General features: G+C 68.7%; 16 protein-coding genes. 6 read left to right on the top strand and 10 right to left on the bottom strand.

Annotation, left to right across the window (positions count from 1 at the left end; genetic code table 11):
- Window positions 1–29: 29 nt before the first annotated feature.
- Both PV768_RS15125 and PV768_RS15120 read left to right on the top strand, forming a co-directional pair.
- Complete coding sequence (locus PV768_RS15125; RefSeq protein ID WP_104997563.1) at window positions 30–704, top strand: potassium channel family protein; 675 nt, start codon at window positions 30–32, stop codon at window positions 702–704.
- Window positions 701–1,450 (top strand): potassium channel family protein, encoded by a 750-nt coding sequence (locus PV768_RS15120; protein WP_421093433.1) that lies wholly within the window; start codon window positions 701–703, stop codon window positions 1,448–1,450. Before PV768_RS15125 ends, PV768_RS15120 begins: the two co-directional genes overlap by 4 nt.
- A 21-nt stretch (window positions 1,451–1,471) precedes the next feature.
- On the opposite strand, the gene PV768_RS15115 is transcribed toward PV768_RS15120, so the two are convergent.
- The 4 genes from PV768_RS15115 to dut form a co-directional block, all read right to left on the bottom strand.
- Window positions 1,472–2,260, bottom strand: coding sequence for a DUF3159 domain-containing protein (locus tag PV768_RS15115; RefSeq protein WP_421093432.1), 789 nt, complete (start codon window positions 2,258–2,260; stop codon window positions 1,472–1,474).
- The gene (locus PV768_RS15110) at window positions 2,257–2,640 is read right to left on the bottom strand and encodes a hypothetical protein (protein ID WP_231754784.1); all 384 of its coding nucleotides are present in this window, start codon (window positions 2,638–2,640) and stop codon (window positions 2,257–2,259) included. The genes PV768_RS15115 and PV768_RS15110 overlap by 4 nt, the downstream gene beginning before the upstream one ends.
- Window positions 2,633–3,346, bottom strand: a complete 714-nt coding sequence (locus tag PV768_RS15105) for a DUF3710 domain-containing protein (protein WP_157238472.1) — start codon at window positions 3,344–3,346, stop codon at window positions 2,633–2,635. Before PV768_RS15105 ends, PV768_RS15110 begins: the two co-directional genes overlap by 8 nt.
- 104 nt (window positions 3,347–3,450) lie before the next feature.
- A complete protein-coding gene (gene dut / locus PV768_RS15100; RefSeq protein ID WP_421093431.1) occupies window positions 3,451–3,978 on the bottom strand; it encodes a dUTP diphosphatase in 528 nt (175 codons plus the stop codon).
- 148 nt (window positions 3,979–4,126) lie between these two features.
- On the opposite strand from dut, the gene PV768_RS15095 reads away from it, so the two are divergent.
- Window positions 4,127–4,627 (top strand): DUF3093 domain-containing protein, encoded by a 501-nt coding sequence (locus PV768_RS15095; RefSeq protein WP_157238473.1) that lies wholly within the window; start codon window positions 4,127–4,129, stop codon window positions 4,625–4,627.
- On the opposite strand, the gene PV768_RS15090 is transcribed toward PV768_RS15095, so the two are convergent.
- A complete protein-coding gene (locus tag PV768_RS15090) occupies window positions 4,603–4,902 on the bottom strand; it encodes a DUF4193 domain-containing protein (protein ID WP_157238474.1) in 300 nt (99 codons plus the stop codon). The genes PV768_RS15095 and PV768_RS15090 overlap by 25 nt on opposite strands.
- A gap of 212 nt (window positions 4,903–5,114) precedes the next feature.
- Between PV768_RS15090 and sepH the strand changes: the two genes are divergently transcribed.
- A complete protein-coding gene (gene sepH, locus PV768_RS15085; protein WP_157238475.1) occupies window positions 5,115–6,452 on the top strand; it encodes a septation protein SepH in 1,338 nt (445 codons plus the stop codon).
- 35 nt (window positions 6,453–6,487) lie between these two features.
- On the opposite strand, the gene PV768_RS15080 is transcribed toward sepH, so the two are convergent.
- Genes PV768_RS15080 through PV768_RS15065 form a run of 4 tightly spaced genes read right to left on the bottom strand, consistent with a single transcriptional unit; the run spans window position 6,488 to window position 11,943 of the window.
- On the bottom strand, window positions 6,488–7,213 hold the full coding sequence (locus PV768_RS15080) for a thymidine kinase (protein ID WP_321215958.1): 726 nt from the start codon (window positions 7,211–7,213) through the stop codon (window positions 6,488–6,490).
- Complete coding sequence (locus PV768_RS15075) at window positions 7,206–8,474, bottom strand: alkaline phosphatase family protein (protein ID WP_421093430.1); 1,269 nt, start codon at window positions 8,472–8,474, stop codon at window positions 7,206–7,208. The genes PV768_RS15080 and PV768_RS15075 overlap by 8 nt, the downstream gene beginning before the upstream one ends.
- A 1-nt stretch (window position 8,475) precedes the next feature.
- A complete protein-coding gene (locus PV768_RS15070) occupies window positions 8,476–9,216 on the bottom strand; it encodes a DUF5998 family protein (protein WP_157238476.1) in 741 nt (246 codons plus the stop codon).
- Window positions 9,217–9,258: 42 nt separating this feature from the next.
- Window positions 9,259–11,943, bottom strand: coding sequence for a GNAT family N-acetyltransferase (locus PV768_RS15065; protein ID WP_421093429.1), 2,685 nt, complete (start codon window positions 11,941–11,943; stop codon window positions 9,259–9,261).
- Window positions 11,944–12,031: 88 nt separating this feature from the next.
- Here PV768_RS15065 and PV768_RS15060 point away from each other — a divergent pair, with 88 nt between their 5' ends.
- Together PV768_RS15060 and PV768_RS15055 are read left to right on the top strand one after the other, a co-directional pair.
- Window positions 12,032–14,551 carry a DNA topoisomerase IV subunit A gene (locus PV768_RS15060; protein WP_321215955.1) on the top strand — a complete coding sequence of 840 codons (2,520 nt, stop codon included), beginning with the start codon at window positions 12,032–12,034 and terminating at the stop codon, window positions 14,549–14,551.
- 19 nt (window positions 14,552–14,570) lie between these two features.
- Complete coding sequence (locus PV768_RS15055) at window positions 14,571–15,089, top strand: DinB family protein (RefSeq protein ID WP_104997551.1); 519 nt, start codon at window positions 14,571–14,573, stop codon at window positions 15,087–15,089.
- Here PV768_RS15055 and cydD read toward each other — a convergent pair.
- Window positions 15,071–18,568 (bottom strand): thiol reductant ABC exporter subunit CydD, encoded by a 3,498-nt coding sequence (gene cydD / locus PV768_RS15050; RefSeq protein ID WP_421093428.1) that lies wholly within the window; start codon window positions 18,566–18,568, stop codon window positions 15,071–15,073. The genes PV768_RS15055 and cydD overlap by 19 nt on opposite strands.
- Window position 18,569 lies beyond the last annotated feature (1 nt).

The following is an 18,569-nucleotide window of genomic DNA, read 5'->3' as shown; positions in this document are numbered from 1 at the left end:
GACCTTGACAGGAATACAGAGGAGAGACCGTGGCGCATTTCGTGATCATGGGATGTGGCCGGGTAGGGGCAACGCTGGCGCACACGCTGGAGGACGCCGGGCATTCCGTGGCCATCATCGACCAGGACGACCGCGCCTTCCGCAGGCTCCGGCAAGGATTCACCGGACGCAAAGTCACGGGCGTCGGCTTCGACCGGGACACCCTGAAACAGGCCGGCGTGGCTGAAGCGTACGCGTTCGCCGCCGTTTCCAGCGGCGACAACTCCAACATCCTGGCCACCCGGGTGGCCAGGGAAACGTTCCACGTCCCCCACGTTGTGGCCCGCATCTATGATCCCGGCCGTGCCGAGATTTACCAGCGCCTTGGGATTCCCACCGTTGCGGCCGTGCGCTGGAGCGCGGACCAGGTACTGCGGCGTATCCTGCCCGAACAGCACCTCGCAGGCGATTTCCGGGAGCCGTCCGGACGGCTGGTGCTCGCCGAACTCGATCTCGACGCCAGCTGGATCGGACAACGGGTGAGCACCATTGAGAAAGCCGCCGCTATCCGGGTGGCCTACCTGACCCGTTTTGGTGAGGGACTCCTGCCGGACGCTGCCACCGCCTACCAGGACGGCGATACCGTGCACGCGATGCTGCAGGTTGACCGCAGCGCCCAGGTAGCCCATATCCTCGCCAAAGCACCCGCCAAGGAGTACCAGTGAAAGTCGTGATTGTGGGTGCCGGCAGCGTCGGCTCGTCCATCGCCAGGGAACTGCTGGCGCACAAGCATGAGATCCTCCTGATCGACCTCAAGCCGGAGGTCATTGGACGCAGCGGCCTCCGCGGCGCACACTGGCTCGTGGGCGACGCCTGTGAGCTGAGCACGCTGCAGGGAGCCAAAGTGGAAGACGCAGACGTGGTGGTGTCAGCCACCGGCGATGACAAGGTCAACCTGGTGGTTTCCCTGCTGGCCAAGACCGAATTCGGGGTGGGCCGCACCGTGGGGCGGGTGAACAACCCCAAGAACGACTGGATGTTCAACGATTCCTGGGGCGTTGACGTCGCCGTCAACACTCCGCAGCTCATGACCGCCCTCGTCGAGGAAGCCGTGGAGATCGGCGACCTGGTCCGGCTGCTCACCCTTCAGACCGGCGTTTCTTCCCTCGTGGAGTTCACCGTGCCGCACGACTCGCACGTGATCGGCCAGACGGTCGGCGACATCCGGTGGCCGGAGGATTCAACCCTCGTGGCCATCCTGCGTGATCATGCACCCATCACGCCGAGCCGGGACGACGTGATCGACGGCGGAGACGAGTTGTTCTTCGTCACCACCATTGCAGCTGAGGACCACCTGCGCGCCCTGCTGGCGCCTGATGCCCTTGATACGGCCGGCGAGGCGGACGCTCCGCTGCCGGCCGGCGCCAGGGCCGCCCAGCAGGCGCCCGAGGACGACGGCTTCGACGGCTAGGACGATCCGGCCGTCAATGCGTCAGGCTTTCAGGCCCGCGTCCTCCCCGTTGGAGTCCGTGCCGGCGTCGACGGCGGCCGGCCGGGTCACCAGCCAGGCAATCCAGACACCCAGGATGTACAGGGGCGCGCCCATGATCAGCCGGGTGGTGGCCAGCGCGGCAAGCCCGTCCGGACCCATGAGGTAGAGCGGAACCTGCACCACGAGCCGAAGCGCCAGGACCGCAACGATGATCCAGGTGCCAAGCTGGTAGGCCCTGACCCGAACCGCGTCCTTGCGCCAGTCAAGGCCCTCGTTCCGGATGAATCCGAAGAGCAGGCCGGCCACCGGCCATTTGAGGAAGATGGACAGCACCATCGCCAGGATGTAGCCGGCGTTGGTGAAGAAACCGGGGAGGTAGAAGTCCTCCGCCTTGCCGGTGCTGTTTGCGAGCCAGGCCGAGATGCCTACGCCCACCACACCGGCCAGCGCCTGGGTGAGCGGGCGCCGCTGGACCAGCCGGACCACGGTGAACACCGCGGCGGAAGCCAGTGCCGCCACCAGGGACAGCGTCAGCTCCCTGGTGATGGTGAAGGCCACCAGGAACATAAGCCCGGGCACGATGCTTTCGGCAATGCCCTGGACACCGCCGGCGCTGCGCAGGACGTCCACCCGGCCGTCGTGTGTCCGGTGCAGCCCGGCCTTGGCCGCGTACTCCGCCGCAAGGCCGGCCACCGGTGACGGCTCCCGGGCCGGTCCCTGCCTTCCAGCACGCTCAGGGGTGCCGTGGTTTGGGGGCCCGGAGGACGGGTCGGGCTGGGGCTCGGTCATTCGTTCTCCTGGCGGGACAGTATTTCGTAGCGTGGGTTGAACATGGTGGGCAGGCCTTGGCTGCGGGAAAGCATTCCTTCAAGCCGGAGCCGGGCGCCGGCTTCGATGCCCGGCACGCGGCGGCGCCCCAGCCATACAACCCGGAGCCTGCCATGTGCCTTGGACTGGCCGGCCTGGCCGGAGACTCTCCTGCCTGGTTCGGCCCGGCCCGGCTCGGCGTCGGAAACAATGGCGGTGAACGCAGGTGCCTGGTCCGCCGGGAGGTACGTCACCGATTCAATGCGTCCCTGGCAGACGACGCGGCCCTTGTCCGGAAGCTCGTCCAGGGAGAGAACGTCAGGGCGGGGCTGGAGCCCGTCCCCGGGGGCCGCGTCAGCCAATCTGTGTGGTTTCCGGACCACGTTCCGGTTCCCCAAGAGCGGGGGCAGGCGGAGGAGGCGTGGTGGCCGTGTCCTTGGGCAGGCGCAGCTGCAGCAGGTCACGGGGCGGCATGGGGCTGCCCCCGCGGATCACCACAACCTGCCGGAACAGCGCCTCCAGCGGCTCGGCCGCTTCACGTTCAAGGGCCGCCGGTCCGCCCAGGACTCCGCGAAGGAACCAGCGCGGACCATCAACGCCCACAAAGCGGGCCACGCGATAGCCCTGGCTGCCGTCAGGCAGCCCCGCAGGCAACTTGGCCACGAGTTCGGTTCCAAAGCTGCCGTCGATCTCTTCCACCTGGCCACCCTGCGCACCCACGGACTGGCCGATCTGCTCGCGGATCTCGTCCCACAGGCCCTCGGTCTTGGGAGCGGCGAAAGCCTGCAGCTGCAGGCTGGAGCCATTGAGGTCCAGCGTGACCGCCACGACGCGCTGGGTGGCTTCCTCGACCTCGAGGCGCAGCTGGAGACCCTCGCTGGGCGTGATCAGCAGCGCGCCCAGATCCACGTAGCCGTCGCGGCTGGTGATTTCGGATTCATCAAGCGGGCCGTTTGCCCGGATGCCCGTGGCGGTCGCCGCGTCGGCCGAAGCCTCCGCGGCGGTCAGGGAGTCGTCCGGTTCGGCTGTCTGTTCCTTCTTGGCTTTCCTGCCGAGCCCAAAGACCATGGGGGTGTCTCCTTAGTTGTGAAATGTGCCGGTCCGGCCCGTTGGGGTCCCGCCGTCCTGCTGTACGCGCCCGGCAGCAATACTGCGGGAACGGAAATCGTTCTTTAGGCCCCCGGCGGGTTGAAACCGCCGGTGGATCCGAAGCCTCCCGTACCGCGCACGGACCCGCTCAATTCATTGACGGGGATGAACTGCGCGTGCTCCACACGCTGGATAACCATTTGCGCAATTCTATCGCCGCGGTGCAGCTCAATGGACTGGCTCGCGTCGGTGTTCAGCAGGGTGACGGCTATTTCCCCCCGGTATCCGGCATCCACCGTTCCGGGGGCGTTGACAATGGTCAGCCCGTGTTTGGTGGCAAGCCCCGACCGCGGATGGATCAGGGCGACGAAGCCGTCAGGGAGGGCAATTGCCACTCCCGTGGGAACCAGCCTGCGCTCCCCCGGCTGCAGGACAACGTCCTCCCTGGCACGAAGGTCAGCGCCGGCGTCGCCCGGGTGCGCGTAGGAGGGCGCCTCGAGGCCTGGATCCAGCATCTTCAGCTGGACCTGCAGTGTGGGGGCTGTGGCCGACGGCGCCAGGCCGGCAGGTTCTGCGGTGAAGGTGTCTACGGCTGCGGAATGATCAGTCACAGTCACTCACTCTAACCCGCGCCCGCCGCGCGCACCTAGGCGCAGGCACCTGCCGGGGGCAGGCACCGTGCTGCGGGGAAGGTGCCGCCGGCGCCGGGACAGAAGCGGCCGGGATGAAATAGCCAGGGAAAGATGGAAAGCTTGCGTCATGCCCGAATCCAGTTCCGCCGCGCCCGTTCCCGGCACACCATCATCCGAAGCCGCAGTGGTCTACCGGGAAAAGCTGTGGCCCAATGCCTGGATCTGGATCATCGCAGCGGGCATCTCAGGTGCAGGAATCCTGGTGTTTGCACCTATCAGCGCGGCTGCGGGCTACACGGCTGCGGTGGTTCTCTTCACGATTATCGCCATCCTCCTGATCCTTTCCACCCCCACCATCCTGGTCACGGAAAACACCCTGACCGTGGGGCGGGCCACCATTGAACGCCGCTTCGTGGGTGCCGCCCAGCCCTTCCGCGGTGAAGAAGCGACGGCGGAACGCGGCACCCGGCTGAACGGCCTGGCCTACCTTTGCATCCGGGGCTGGATCGATCCCGTCGTCAAGATCGGCATCACCGATCCCTCGGATCCGACGCCGTACTGGCTGGCGTCCACCCGCCGCCCGGACAAACTGGCGGCAGCCCTTCAGCCCTCACAGTCCCTGCAGTAGAACCGGCCGTCCTTCTCCCTGGCGATCTGGGAGCGGTGCCGTACCAGGAAGCACGAGGAGCAGGTGAATTCGTCAGCCTGGGCCGGAACCACCTGGACCACCAGCTCCTCGCCGGAGAGGTCCGCGCCCGGCAGTTCAAAGCCGGCGGCAAGCTCGCTTTCGTCCTCATCCACCACCGCAACCGGTTTGTCAGACCGGCGCGTCTTCAGCTCTTCCAGCGAGTCCGCGGTGGCGTCTTCCTCGGACTTGCGCGGCGCATCGTAATCGGTGGACATCGTGGCCCTGGCCTTCTTCCTGTGCGATTGTCTGGGACAACACCCTTCATAACGCGGGATGCGCGGGGTTGGTGCCCGGTGAAGGCCGGGCCTGGCGGAGGATTTGCGAGCGTTGTCCCGGAAAATCGCGGCGCGCCCTGCCCCTTGACGGAAAACCCGTCCCCCGGGTGGCAAAGTTTCGAGTGATAGTAATGCCAGGGTGGAGGATTTGTATGCAGGATCTACGGCTTGTAGGCGTACACGACGACGGGACTCACCTCCTGTTGAGCGGGGCCGGCGGCGAGATGTTCCAGCTGCCGATCGACGAAGCGCTGAGAACGGCCAGCCGGCCTGCGGTTAAGCCGCGGGCCGAGCGGCCAGCTGTTCCGATGTCCCCGCGGGACATCCAGGCGCGGATACGCGCCGGTGCCACTGCGGCCGACGTCGCCGAGCTTTCCGGGCTTCCGCTGGCCAAGGTTGAACGGTATGAGGGGCCGGTCCTTGCTGAACGGGAGTACGTGGCCCAGCAGGCCCGCAAAGTGGAAGTGGCCTCGCCTTCCCCCGGCCATGACGTCTACCGGTCCGCGTTCGGCGACAACCCTGCCACGCTGAATGACATGGTGGGGCACCGGCTCGCCGCCCATGGCATCGACCCGGCCACGGTGGAGTGGGATTCCTGGCGTCGCCAGGATGGGACCTGGACTGTCTCGGCCACTTTCGAAGCCAAGAACGGCACCACTCCGGGCATAGGCGAGGAGCCCCCGGCACTGTGGACCTTCAGCCCGGCACGGAAGTCGCTGCAGAACGCCAACCGCTGGGCCCAGCAACTGAGCGAACTGGAGCCCCTGGACGGGCCCGTTCCTGCCCGCCGGCTGTCGGCCGTTTCCGACCGGCCCTTTGACTTTGAGACCGATGCCGACGCCGTTCCCGGAAGCCAGGCAGGCAATGCCGGCCACGCGCCGGGCAAGGAAAAGGAATCCGACGGCCTCCTGGACATGCTGCGCTCACGCCGGGGCCAGCGGCTTGGCGTGGATGAGGATTCCGACGACGCCCTGGCCCTGCTCCTCACGCACGGCGTGCCGGCTGCCCATCCCCGGCCCTCCGAGGTCACGCCGGAAGCAGACGAACAGGAGGCAGAGCCGGAGGAAGATGCCGGCAGTGCCCCCGCTGCCCAGGGTGATTCCTTCATCCGGCGCCGGGATGCCCGCCCGTCGATGCTTTCCCGGCTGAGCCTCATCCCCCCGCACGCGGACCCGGTGGAAGACAACCTCCGGCTGCACAACGGTGTCAGTACAGACACCCGGGAGATAACAATCGTGGCCTCCCCCCAGCGCCCCTCCGGTTCAGCGGATCCTGACGCGGCACGCGGCACCGGCGCCTCAGGCAGCGGAGCAGGACTGGACGAACTGCTGGGCGGAAACCCGCGCCGGCCGGCGCCGCGCACTGACGATAACTCCCCTGCCACCGGCCAGCTCCCGGAAACGGGCGCACCGGAAAGGCAGCCCTCGAGGCCCAAGCGCTCCAGCGTTCCGTCCTGGGACGAGATAGTCTTCGGGACCCGCGGAGACTAGGTACACGGCCTGCGCGCCGGCCGGACACCGAACGCTTAGGCGCCTGCCCCGGTTCCGCCGGTGCCGCGCCACAGGCACGCATCCACCTCGAACGGCAGCAGCTGGTCCTGCTCAGCCATGAGGTTGGCACCATGGGCCGTGACCCGCCGCATGAAGTGGCGCCGGCAGAGGGTTTCGTAGCCCACCACGGGAATGCGGCCTGCGGCCGGAGCCGCTGATCCGTCAACGGCCATGTCGACGTCACCCACCACTACCTGGGCGCCTTCGGTGACCATGACGCCGTCCACCGTCCTTGCATTGTGCGTAGCCCGGCGGCCGCACCAGCACAGTGCCTCCACCTGTAAAACCTGCACCCGGTCCGCCAATTCGATCAGCCGCTGCGAACCGGGGAAGAGCCTGGTGCGGAAGTCGGCGGTAATACCGAAGGCAAAAACGTCGACGTCGATCTCGTCCACGACCTTCGCCAGCTGTTCCACCTGCTCCGGCGTATAGAACTGCGCCTCATCGCAAATCAGGTAGTCCACGCGCTGGCCCTGGGTGCGCCGCAGCATGACTTCCTCCCAGAAGTCCGTGCCGTCCGCCACCTCCACTGCGTCGGTTTCGAGGCCGAGCCGGCTGGAGATGCGGGATGCGCCGGCACGGTCGTTGCGGCTGAAGCGCACACCGCCCCGGCCCCGGGCACGGTGGTTGTGATCCATCTGCAGCGCGAGGGTGGATTTGCCGCAGTCCATGGTGCCCGAAAAGAAGACGAGTTCAGCCACGGCGGACGCTCCTGCCGCCTGCCGTGAAGCACAGCAGCGGGACCTCCCGCTCAGCCTTGGTCAGGGATCCGTGCTGGCCCACGACTTCCATCGCCGTGGGGCGGACGCGCCTTGTGTCATACAGTGCCAGCTCATCGCGGGCTGCAATCATCACGTCGCCGATCCTGCCCTCGACGGCGGGCCGAACCGGGCCGAAGAGCCCCGCCGCAATGGCGTCCTCCCTGGTGAAGGCCCAGATGCGGGTACCGAAGCGGGTGCGCCAGGCTGCGAGAAGCCTTTCGCGTGTGCCGGCGTCGGGCCCTGTGCCGTCCGCTCCGGTTTCCAGGTAGAGGTGCACCATGCGCGGTTCGCCGGCGGTGTGCCGGACGCCTTCCACCAGCGCCGGGTCGGCTGAAAAGTCGATGCGCTGTTGTTCCGGCACATCCAGCATGCCGTGGTCCGCGGTCAGCAGGATGGTGGTGCCGGCAGGCAGGGAGGCATTCAACCGCTTCATGGTGGCATCCAGCTCCTCAAGCTGGTGCTCCCAGGATTCGGACTGGCAGCCGTAGCGGTGCCCGGCCTTGTCCAGCTCGTTGAGGTAGAAGTACAACAGGGCCGGGCCGGGGACGGCGAGGGCTTCGGCGGCGGCCTCAGTCCGGGCGTGGGAAGTGGTGCCGGCCACGAAGGTCCCGCCGCGCAGGGCAGCCCTGGTCATGGGCGAATCGCCGAACTGGGGAAGGCTGACCGTGGTGACGGCGGCCTGGCCTGCAGCCCGTTCCAGCACGGTGGGGAACGGCTGCCAGGCGAGGGGGTCCACCCCGGCGTCCCAGTTGCCGAGCATGTTGACCACTTTGTCCTGCTCCGGGTCAAGCACGTCGTAGCCCACCATGCCGTGCTGGCCGGGGGGCAGCCCGGTACCGAAACTTGCCAGCGCGGCGGCCGTCGTTGAGGGGAATGCCGAATCCAGCCACACGGGAACTTCCCCCTGACCGGCCTGGATGACCGACCTGAGGAAGGGTGTGTGCGCGGACTTCTGCTTCAGGAGGTTCCGGCCCAGGCCGTCGGCCACCACGACGCAGACACGCGACGCGGCAGGAAGGCCAAGCGTATTGGTGAAGCCATCGAGGCCCAGGCTGGCCGCGGCACTGGTCAGCACATCCGCGACGGAGCGCCGGCCGTAGGCGGGGGCGGGCGGAAGGTCGGCCGTCCGGCCGGCCTGGACTGGAGCGGCATGCGGCGGGGTAACTGGGGCGGGGATGGTCAGGCGGCGTTCTTCCGGCATCTCAGCGCTGCTGGTGCCCGCGGCTCAGCCGGTTGCCGAACACGCCCGGACGCGGACGCGGAGGGAGGGACTGGATGTGCGGCACCGGGGCGGCGGAGCCCGTGTTGACCGCGCGCAGCGCGCGGGCAAACAACTTGGCGTCCTGGACTGCCTGCAGCCCGTCTGCCTCAGCGCTGATCCGGAGGACGATGTCTTCCTGCGCAATGGTGCCGCTGTAGCCGTGGTCGGCTTCGCACTGGGGATCCCCGCAGCTGGCAGGGCCCATGTCCAGCCGCTGGCCGCCGGACCAGGCGATGGACAGCGTCACCTCGCGCACGGGATCCGATGGCTTGTAGTTCTGCGGCTGGGCGTACATGTAGCTGAGCACCACGGAGCGGATCTGCGCCACGGGGACGGATTCCGTGGAAATTTGGGCCACGATCTGTTCACCGGCCTCGTCCAGCTGCTGGTCGTCCACGTGGGTAATCACCAGCATGTCCGCGGTCAGCACCAGAACGGTGATGTGGCGCCGGACCTCGGCCCGGTCAAAGTGGGTTTCCAGGTGCACCAGGTGGGCAACACAGTCGCGGCCGTCCAGGGCGTCGTCCACCACGTCGGCAACAAGGCGCGGGTAGAAACCGGCCTTCTGCAGTGCGCCGTCCAGGCTTTGGCCCTGGGCACCGTGGTTATGTGAGCTGTGGCGGACTGCCTGGTTTTCATTGCCGGGCGTTTCGGGCGCCGACGCGGGAGGCTGTGAGCTCATTCCCCCATTTTCACAGATGGGCCGGTCACATTGCTAACCGCGTCAGCCGAGCATGGCCCGGCGGGCGCTGTCCGTGCGCTGGGCCGCGTTGCCGATCCGGACGTCCGCCGCCAGGATAACCGCCCCGGAGGCGCCGCAAAGCACCGGATTGAATTCCAGCAGCGCGATCTCGGGGTGGCTGTCCTTCAGCCACGCGAGCCTGCCGGCAAGGTCCTCGAGTGCGGCGACGTCCACTGCGGGCAGGCCCTGGTAGCCGAACAGCTTCCGGGCCGCCCGCGGTCCGCGGATGAAATCGTGCACGTCCGCCGCGGACAGGGGCGGCACCCGGTGGGCCCAGTCGTCCAGCAGGTTGACGGCGTCGCCCGCCAGGCCGAAGGAGATGACCGGCCCCAGGAGCGGGTCCTCGATGGCCCGGAACGTGCAGGCCTGTCCAACGGGCGCCATGGTCTGCACTTCCAGGGCGGGGTCGCCGTAACGGGACAGGGTGCGGCGCATCTGCAGCACGTTCAGGCGCAGGGACTCGGCGTCCTGGATGTCCAGCCGCACTCCCCCGAGGTCCAGCCGGTGGCGCAGGGAGGGGTCGGTGGTTTTCAGCGCTACCGGCCAGCCGAGGGCCTCCGCGGCCTCCACCGCCTCGTCGGGGCTGTCAAAACCGGCAGAGGGCAGTACGGTGATGCCGTAGTGGCCCAGGAGGGAACGCGTGGCCGCCGGGTCCAGCTGTTTGAGCTGCTCGCCTTTTACGTCCCGGAGGTGGGCCTCAAGTTCTGCCCGGGCGGCCTGGGGATCGCAGCCTTCGGGTTCAACGAAGTGTCCATGGTCGCGGGAGACCCACCCGGCATACCGCACCACGGCCGCGAGCGCGGCCACGGCGGCGCCGGGGTTGGAAAAGCAGGGCACGGCGCGCTCCCCGGCCCCCACCATCCCCTCAACGTAGACAGAGGGATCCAGGATCCCCGTGAACGCGGCCACCACGGGCTTTCCGGACTTCACGGAGCATTCGGCCAGCACCTCGGCGATGCTGTCCACGGTGAGCCCGCGGGCCGGAAGCAGGGCAGCGACGGCTGCGTGGACGGCGTCAGACTCCAGCGCCGCGAGCAGGGCCGAACGCAGGGCGGGAAGGGCCACCGACTGGCCGGCGTCGAGGTCCACCCCGGCCACTACCTGGCCAATGCCCAGGCCGTGCGAGGCGGCACTGTCTGCCACCACCTTGCCCAGCGCCTGGGAGTTGCTGAAGATGGCCAGGCCGGGCCCGGCCGGGAGCGGCTGGCCGGAGACGACCTGGGCAACATCCACCAGCTGCTCTATGGTTTCCACCCGGATGACGCCGGACTGGCGCAGCATGGCGTCCAGGGCGCCCGCCGGCGCCTGGGTGGTGCGGACGGCGTGCCCGGGCGGCAGGCGCAGCCCCATGGCGTCGGACTTGGCCACGATCACCGGCTTGATGCGCGCCAGCCGGCGGGCCAGCCGGGAGAACTTGCGCGGGTTGCCGATGGATTCCAGGTACAGGCCGACTGCCGAGGTGTCGGCGTCGTCCTCCCAGTACTGCATCATGTCGTTGCCGGAAACATCGGCGCGGTTGCCGGCGGAGAGGAAGGTGGACAGGCCCAGCCGGCGCCTGCTGGAGGCGGCATAGAGCGAGACGCCGATGGCGGCCGACTGGGAGAACAGCCCCAGGCTGCCCCGCAGCGGCATCGCGGGCGCCATGGAAGCGTTCAGCGACACGTCGGGGTGGGTGTTCACAATTCCCAGGGACGCCGGTCCTATCACCCGCATGCCGTTGGCCCGGGCCTGCCGCACGAGGTCCCGCTGCCTCGCGAGGCCGCGTTCGCCGTCGTCCGCGAAGCCTGCCGAAGCAACCACCAGTCCCTTCACCCCGGCCGCGGCGCAGTCGGCCACGACGGCGGCGACTTCCTCGTAGGGGACGGCCACCACCGCAAGCTGGACGGGCTCGGGGACTTCGGAGAGCCTGCCGAAGGACATCATGCCCGCCAGTTCCAGCGCCTCGGGGTTGATGGCGTACACGCTGCCGCGGAAGCCGCCCTCGATGATGTGCTCCAGCAGCTGGTACCCCACGGTCCCCCATTTTCGGCTGGCACCGATGACGGCAACGGACGACGGCGTCAGCAGGTCGCGGACGCTCCTCGCCTCTGCGCGGTGCTCACGGGATTCCATCACCGCCCGGGACCTCTCGGTGGGGTCGATGTTGAACTCCAGGCTCACGACGCCGTCGTCAAAATGCCGTTTGACGTCATACCCGGCATCGGAAAAGACCATCAGCATCTTGCGGTTCTCCGGCAGCACTTCGGCGCTGAAGCGGCGGATGCCGTTTTCGTGGGCGGCGGCGGCAAGGTGTTCCAGCAGGATGGAACCAATGCCCCTCCCCTGGTGGGCGTCCGCGATGTTGAACGCCACTTCCGCCTCGGCGGGGTCGTCGAGCCGGTCATACCGGCCGATGCCGACGATTTCACCGCCGATGGTGATGACGAACGCCACCCGGTCCCGGTAATCCACCTCGGTGAACCGCTTGAGCTCCTTGCTGGAGAGCCTGGCCTTGAACGCGAAGAAGCGCATGTAGATTGAATTCTGCGACTGTCCCATATGGAATGCCTGGACGGCGTCCGAGTCCGAGGGATGGATTGGCCGCAGATGCGCGGTTCCGCCGTCGCGCAGGACGACATCGGCTTCCCAATGTTCCGGATATTCGCCGTCCACGGGCTGATCCACCATAGGCTTAGCCTAGCCAAAAACTCCCGCAGCACCGCCGCTCGCGCACAATAAACCGTTTGCACAGCACTCCAGAAGGATTTACCCACCCATGGCCCGCCGCCAAAGCCCAGCCCCCACCGTGGAAGACAGCACCCCCTACACGGAGAACATCGTGGACATCGATGTCACCTCCGAAATGGAGGGGTCCTTCCTGGAGTACGCGTATTCGGTGATTTACTCGCGGGCCCTTCCCGACGCCCGCGACGGGCTCAAGCCGGTGCAGCGCCGCATCCTCTACATGATGAGCGATATGGGCCTGCGCCCCGACCGCGGCCACGTGAAGAGCGCGCGCGTGGTGGGCGAGGTCATGGGAAAGCTGCACCCGCACGGCGATACCGCCATCTACGACGCCATGGTGCGCATGGCGCAGGACTTCTCGCTGCGGCTGCCCCTCATTGACGGGCACGGCAACTTCGGCTCGCTCGACGACGGCCCTGCGGCTCCGCGGTATACGGAGGCACGGCTGGCCGCCGCCGCCCTCACCCTCACCGACCACCTCGATGAAGACGTGGTGGACTTTGTCCCCAACTACGACAACCAGCTGACCCAGCCGGACGTCCTGCCGGCAGCGTTCCCCAACCTGCTGGTCAACGGTGCCACCGGCATCGCCGTCGGCATGGCCACCAACATGGCCCCGCACAACCTCGTGGAGGTCATCGCGGCCGCGCGGCACCTGATTGCCAACCCGGACGCGACGCTGGATGACATCATGCGCTTCGTGCCCGGCCCGGACCTGCCCAGCGGCGGGCGCATCGTGGGCCTGGACGGCATCCGCGACGCCTACGCCACCGGGCGAGGGTCCTTCAAGACCCGGGCCAAGGTGGAGATCGAGCAGCTTTCCGCGCGGCGGACCGGCCTGGTGGTCACCGAGCTCCCCTACATGGTGGGCCCGGAGAAGGTCATCGAGAAGATCAAGGACGCCGTCAATGCCAAGAAGCTGACCGGCATCAGCGACATCGTCGACCTGACGGACCGGAAGCACGGCCTGCGGCTGGTCATCGAACTGAAGAACGGCTTCAACCCCAACGCCGTCCTCCAGCAGCTCTACCGCTACTCGCCGATGGAGGACTCCTTCGGCATCAACAATGTCACCCTGGTGGACGGGCAGCCGCAGACCCTGGGCCTGGTGCAGCTGCTCACCGTCTACGTGAACCACCGGATCGACGTGGTGCGCCGCCGGACCGTCTTCCGGCTGGGAAAGAAAAAGGACCGCCTCCACCTGGTGGAGGGCCTCCTCATCGCCATTGTGGACATCGACGAAGTCATCCAGATCATCCGGTCCTCGGATGAGGCCGCCGCCGCCCGGGCCCGGCTGATGTCCATCTACGACCTCACGGAAATCCAGGCGAACTACATCCTGGAACTGCGCCTCCGCCAGCTGACCAAGTACTCCCGGATCGAGCTCGAGAAGGAACAGGACGAGCTCCGCCGCGAGATCGCGGAGCTGGAGGCCATCCTGGGCTCAGAGGAACGGCTGCGCACGCTGGTGTCCGACGAACTGGGCGCCATCGCCGAAGAGCACGGCACGCCGCGGCGGACTGTCCTGCTGGAATCAGAGGCTGTGGCCCCCACCGTTGCCGCCGACCTCGCCCTGGCCGCGGGAAAGAAGGGCAAGGCCGCGCCGCTGGCCCTGGAAATCGCCGACGACCCCTGCTGGGCAATCCTGACCGCGTCCGGGCAGGTGGCCCGCACCAGCAACCAGGAGCCGCTGGCGGAGGCCGGCCCCCGGGCCAAGCACGATGTATACACGTCCGTGGTCAAGACCTCGGCGCGGGGCGAAATCGCTGCGGTCACCTCACAGGGGCGCATGCTGCGCCTCCAGGTGATGGACATGCCGGTCCTGCCCCCGGTCTCGGGCCTGCCGAACCTCGCCGGCGGGGTTCCCGCCAAGGATTTCCTGACCCTCCTGAAGGGGGAGACCCTGGTGGCGTTCGTCCCGCTGGACGAAGTGCTGGCCATTGGCACTGCCCAGGGAGTGGTGAAGCGGGTGCAGCCGGACTATCCGCTGAACCGGGAAGACTGGGACGTCATTTCCCTGAAGGACAAGGACTTTGTGGTCAACGTGGTGCCTGCGGGAGCCGATGATGCCGAGCTGGTGTTCCTGACCAGCCAGGCGCAGCTGCTGAAGTTTGGTGCCGCAAGCGTGCGGCCGCAGGGCCGTACGGCCGGCGGCATGGCAGGCATCAAGCTGGCGTCCGGGGACCGTGTACTGTACTTCGGCGCCATCCAGCCCAAGGACGAGGCCGCCGTTGTGGTGACCATCGCGGGAACCACCGGCGCGCTTCCCGGCACCGCCCCCGGCACAGCCAAGGTGACCGCGTTCTCCGAGTATCCGGTGAAGGGGCGTGCGACGGCCGGAGTGCGGGCCCACCGCTTCCTGAAGGGCGAGGACACGCTGCTGCTCGCCTGGGCAGGCCACGGCCCGGCCAAGGCGTCCTCGGCAGCCGGGGTCGCCAGGTCCCTGCCGCAGGAGCATGGCCGGCGTGACGGATCCGGCGTCCCGCTCTCCCAGCCGGTGGATGTGGTGGGTCCCGCCATGGCCTGGCCTGATCCCGCCCAGACTGCCTGATCCAGCCTAGACTGCTTCCATGCCTATCGTTCCTGATGAGAAGGACTGGACCTGGGTCCTGACCCGTCCCTGCCCGGAATGCTCTTTTGACGCTTCCACGGTCACGCCGTCAACGGTCCCCGGGACCATCGAAAACATGCTCCCCCGCTGGCGGGCCGTCCTGCGCAGGCCGGACGCCGCCGAGCGCCCGAACGAGCACACCTGGTCGGCGCTGGAGTACGCCTGCCACGTCCGGGACGTCTTCAGCCTCTTTGACCAGAGGCTGAACCTCATGCTGGATTCGGACGACGCCCGGTTCGAGAACTGGGACCAGGACCGGACAGCGCTGGACAAGGACTACGCCAACGCCGATCCCGCCGTGGTGAGCGCTGAACTGGCCGCAGAGGGCAAGCAGGTGGCGGAGTCCTTTGCCGGCGTCCGCGAAGCTGAGTGGGGACGGAAAGGGCTGCGCAGCAACGGTTCTGAATTCACCGTCCTGACCCTCGCCCAGTACTTCCTGCACGACGTCGTCCATCACCTTCACGACGTGGACGGCTGATCCCCCTCTGCCGCGGTAAGCGCATACGCCGTCGAGGCACGGGTCCGGGCATACGCAGGCGCGGGTGCGCGTCCTGTGTTCCCTGACCCGGCGGCCAGCACCAGGCGGGCGTCGCCGGGGGCGATGTCAGCGGGGTTGTGGGTCACCAGCACCACAGTGCGGTTCCGCAGCCCCGCGCGCAGGTCCGCCAGCATGTCCTGTGCCGATTCCGCATCCAGGTGGGCCGTCGGCTCGTCCAACAGGATCACCTCCGCGCCCGTCATCAGCGTGCGGGCCACCGCCAGGCGCTGGCGCTCCCCTCCGCTCAGGAACGCACCGCCGGGACCGATCCGGGTGTCCAGGCCCGCCGGCAGCCCCTCCACCAGGCCGGACAGCCCAACGGACGCAAGCACATCCCGAAGTTCGGCGTCGCCGCCGGCAGCCCGGTCCCCGGAGGAACGCTTGCCCAGCAGCAGGTTGCCGCGGATGGTCGAGTCAAAGAGGTGGGCCTCCTGCGGGCACCACGCGGCCCGGCCGGTCACCCGGGCAGTCCCCGCGGCGGCCGGAAGGAAGCCCAGCAGGACCGAGAGCAGGGTGGACTTTCCGGAGCCCGAGGGCCCGGTGACTGCCAGCCAACGCCCCGGTTCCGCAACCGCGTCCAGCCCGGCAAACACCGGCGAACCGCCCGGCCAGGCCGCGGCAAGGTTTTCGAGTTCGACGCCGGGAGCACAGTTGTGCCGGGGCGGCACCTCCTGCAGGCCGTCCGCAGCGCTGCCCACGGAATCGGGGGCGGCGCGGTCCAGCGCGCCCGAGGCGGCGACGCGCCGCATGACCGTCCGGAGCGCCAGGAACTGGCGTACCGCCGTCGTCATCGCCGCGTAAGGTTCCACGAGCGCGAGGAGCAGCAGCACCACCACCGCCGCAGTGGCGGGCTCGAGGCGGCCCTCGAACACCGCGGGAGCCGCCAGCAAGGCGGCAGCGAAAGCCGCGGCGCAGCACGAAGCGGTGGTGATGGCGTGGCCCAGTCCGTCCGCCCAGGCCGAGCGCCGGGACGCCCGGGTCGCATTGCGGTCCTGCGCCCGCAGTCCTGCAAGGACAGCGAAGGCAACGCCGTTGGCGTGCAGCTCGGCCCTGGCATCAAGGGCTGCGGAAATGCGCCGCAGCACTCCGGACCTCAGAACCTGTTCGGCGCTGGCAGATTTCCGGTCAGCCCACAATGCCACGGCCGGCGCCATGAACAGGCTGGCCGCGGCGGCGGCCAGGACGGCCGGCAGCGCGGCCGGCACCAGCAGGCCGGTAGTGGCCAGCGCCAGCGCGGAGACGGCTAGGGCGGTAACGGGCGGCAGCACAACGCGGGGCAGGAGGTCGCGGACGGTATCGACGTCGTCAATCACCGATCCCAGGACGTTGCCGCCCTGGAGCAGGCGGCGGAGTGCGAGCGCCCTGCGGCTCAGCGACTCCCACAGCTGTCCGCGGAGCCGGGTGAGGGCGGCAAACACCGCATCATGCAGGAGGAGCCGTTCCCAGTAACGGAGCACCGCCCGCCCGATGCCGAAGAACCGCACCCCCACGATGGCGGTCAGCAGGTACAGGATGGGCGGCTGCCCGCTGGCCCGGATGATCAGCCAGCCGGACAGGCCGGACAGCGCCACGGCGAAGACTGCGGCCAGCGTGCCCACCACCGCGGCGGCCGCGAACTTGCCGCGCACCGGCGCAAGGAGCACTGCGAGCAGCCGGGCGGTGGCGCGGCTGTCTGCTGGTTCGGGCGCGGCGGGGATTGTGGCGCCGGCAGCCGTGCCGGCTGAGTCGTCGGCCGTTTCGCCGGCGGCGGAGCCGGCCGCGGTAGCAGGTCGTGCCTGGAATGCATCCGCCGGGTGCGCCGCGGCGGGGACTGTCCGGCCCGGCCCTCCCACGGCCACCACGTGGTCCGCGAGGCTGCGGGTGCGTTCATTGTGTGCCACCAGGATCACCGTCACCCGGCCCCGGAGCTTCCTGATGGCCTCCTCGACGGCCATCGCCGAGGCGTCGTCCAGGTGCGCGGTGGGCTCGTCGAGCAGCAGGACGGTGGCTCCGGCCTCGATCTTCGCCAGCCCCCGGGCCAGGGCGACCCTCCGCAGCTCGCCCGGGCTCAGTTCCGCCGGGTGCTGTTGGGCCAGGTGGCCGGCGGCAGCGCGGTCCAGGCAGGCGCGTGCGGCGGCTTCCGCGCCTGCATGGCCGCGGGCGCCAGGGATGTCCCCGGAAACGTAGAGCACCACCTCATCCAGGACGGTTTCCGCGAGCATCGCGGGGTGTTGCGGCACCCAGGCCAGGGCGGTCCGGTCCAGGCCCTGGACCGTGCCGGTTACCGTGGTGCCGGCGCCGTCGCCGATGGTCCCGGCCAGGACGCCGAGGACCGTGCTCTTTCCTGCGCCGCTGGCGCCGTCCAGGGCGGTGATCCTGCCTTGGGGTGCCGAGAAGGTGAGCGGGCCGACGGCGGGCCCTGACCTTCCGCCGTAGCTCACGGCAAGGTCCGTGACGGTGACCGGCGCCCCGGGCCTTCCTGCCTTGGCTGCAGGAAGCGGGCGGGGCTCGGGAGCATCCGTGACAGCGGCGGCTGCGGCGAGGGCAACCCGGCCGTCGTCGCTGGCGTGGTGGGCGGTGCCCAGTTCCCGCAGCGGAAGATAGCAGTCCGGCGCCAGGATCAGGGCAAGCAGGCCTGCTTCGAGCGGCATGTCGCCGTGCACCAGGCGGACACCGATGAACACCGCCACCACAGCGACGGAGATGGTTGCGATCAGTTCCAGCGCCAGGGCCGACAGGAAGGCCGTGCGCAGGGTTCCCATGGTGCGGGCGCGGTATTCCTCCGAGATCTCCTCCAGCGCCTTGCGCTGCGCCGTGGCCCGGCCGAGTCCCACCAGGACGGGCAGGCCTTTGGCGAGCTCCAGCATGTGGGCGGAGAGCCTTGCGAGGGAGGCCTGCGCCTCGCGGACGCTGTCCTCGGTATACCGGCCGATCAGCACCATGAACAACGGCACGAGCGGCACCGTCAGGACAATCACCACTGCGCTGAGCCAGTCGGCGAAAAGGATCCGCGCTCCCAGCAGCAGCGGAATCGTGGCGCAGTTCACCAGCGCGGGCAGGAACTGGGTGTAGTAGTTGTCCAGGGCGTCCAGGCCGCGGGTTGCCAAAACGGCGAGCCCGCCGTCGGCCGGTCCGGTCTCCCGTACGCCGTTGCGCAGAGCCCGTTCAAGGAGCCCGGCGCGGAGCTCCTCCTTGATGCCAAGGGCGGCCCGGCGGGATGCAACGGCTTGTCCCCAGACCGTCAGGGACCGCAGGACCGCGCCGGCCAGTCCCAGGGGAATCGCGCCGGCCCAGCCCGGGTCCCCCGCCACCATTCCGGCGAGGGCTGATGCCACCGCCTGGCCTATGAGCACAAGGGACAACGCCTTGAGCGCAGCCAGCAGTCCCAGGAGGTAGAGGGCGGAGCGGGTGGCGGGACCGGGCGGGAAACTTGGCCGCATG

Source organism: Pseudarthrobacter sp. CC4 (genome assembly GCF_048957775.1).
Taxonomy (GTDB): domain Bacteria; phylum Actinomycetota; class Actinomycetes; order Actinomycetales; family Micrococcaceae; genus Arthrobacter.
This window is presented reverse-complemented; position numbering and strand designations above follow the sequence as displayed.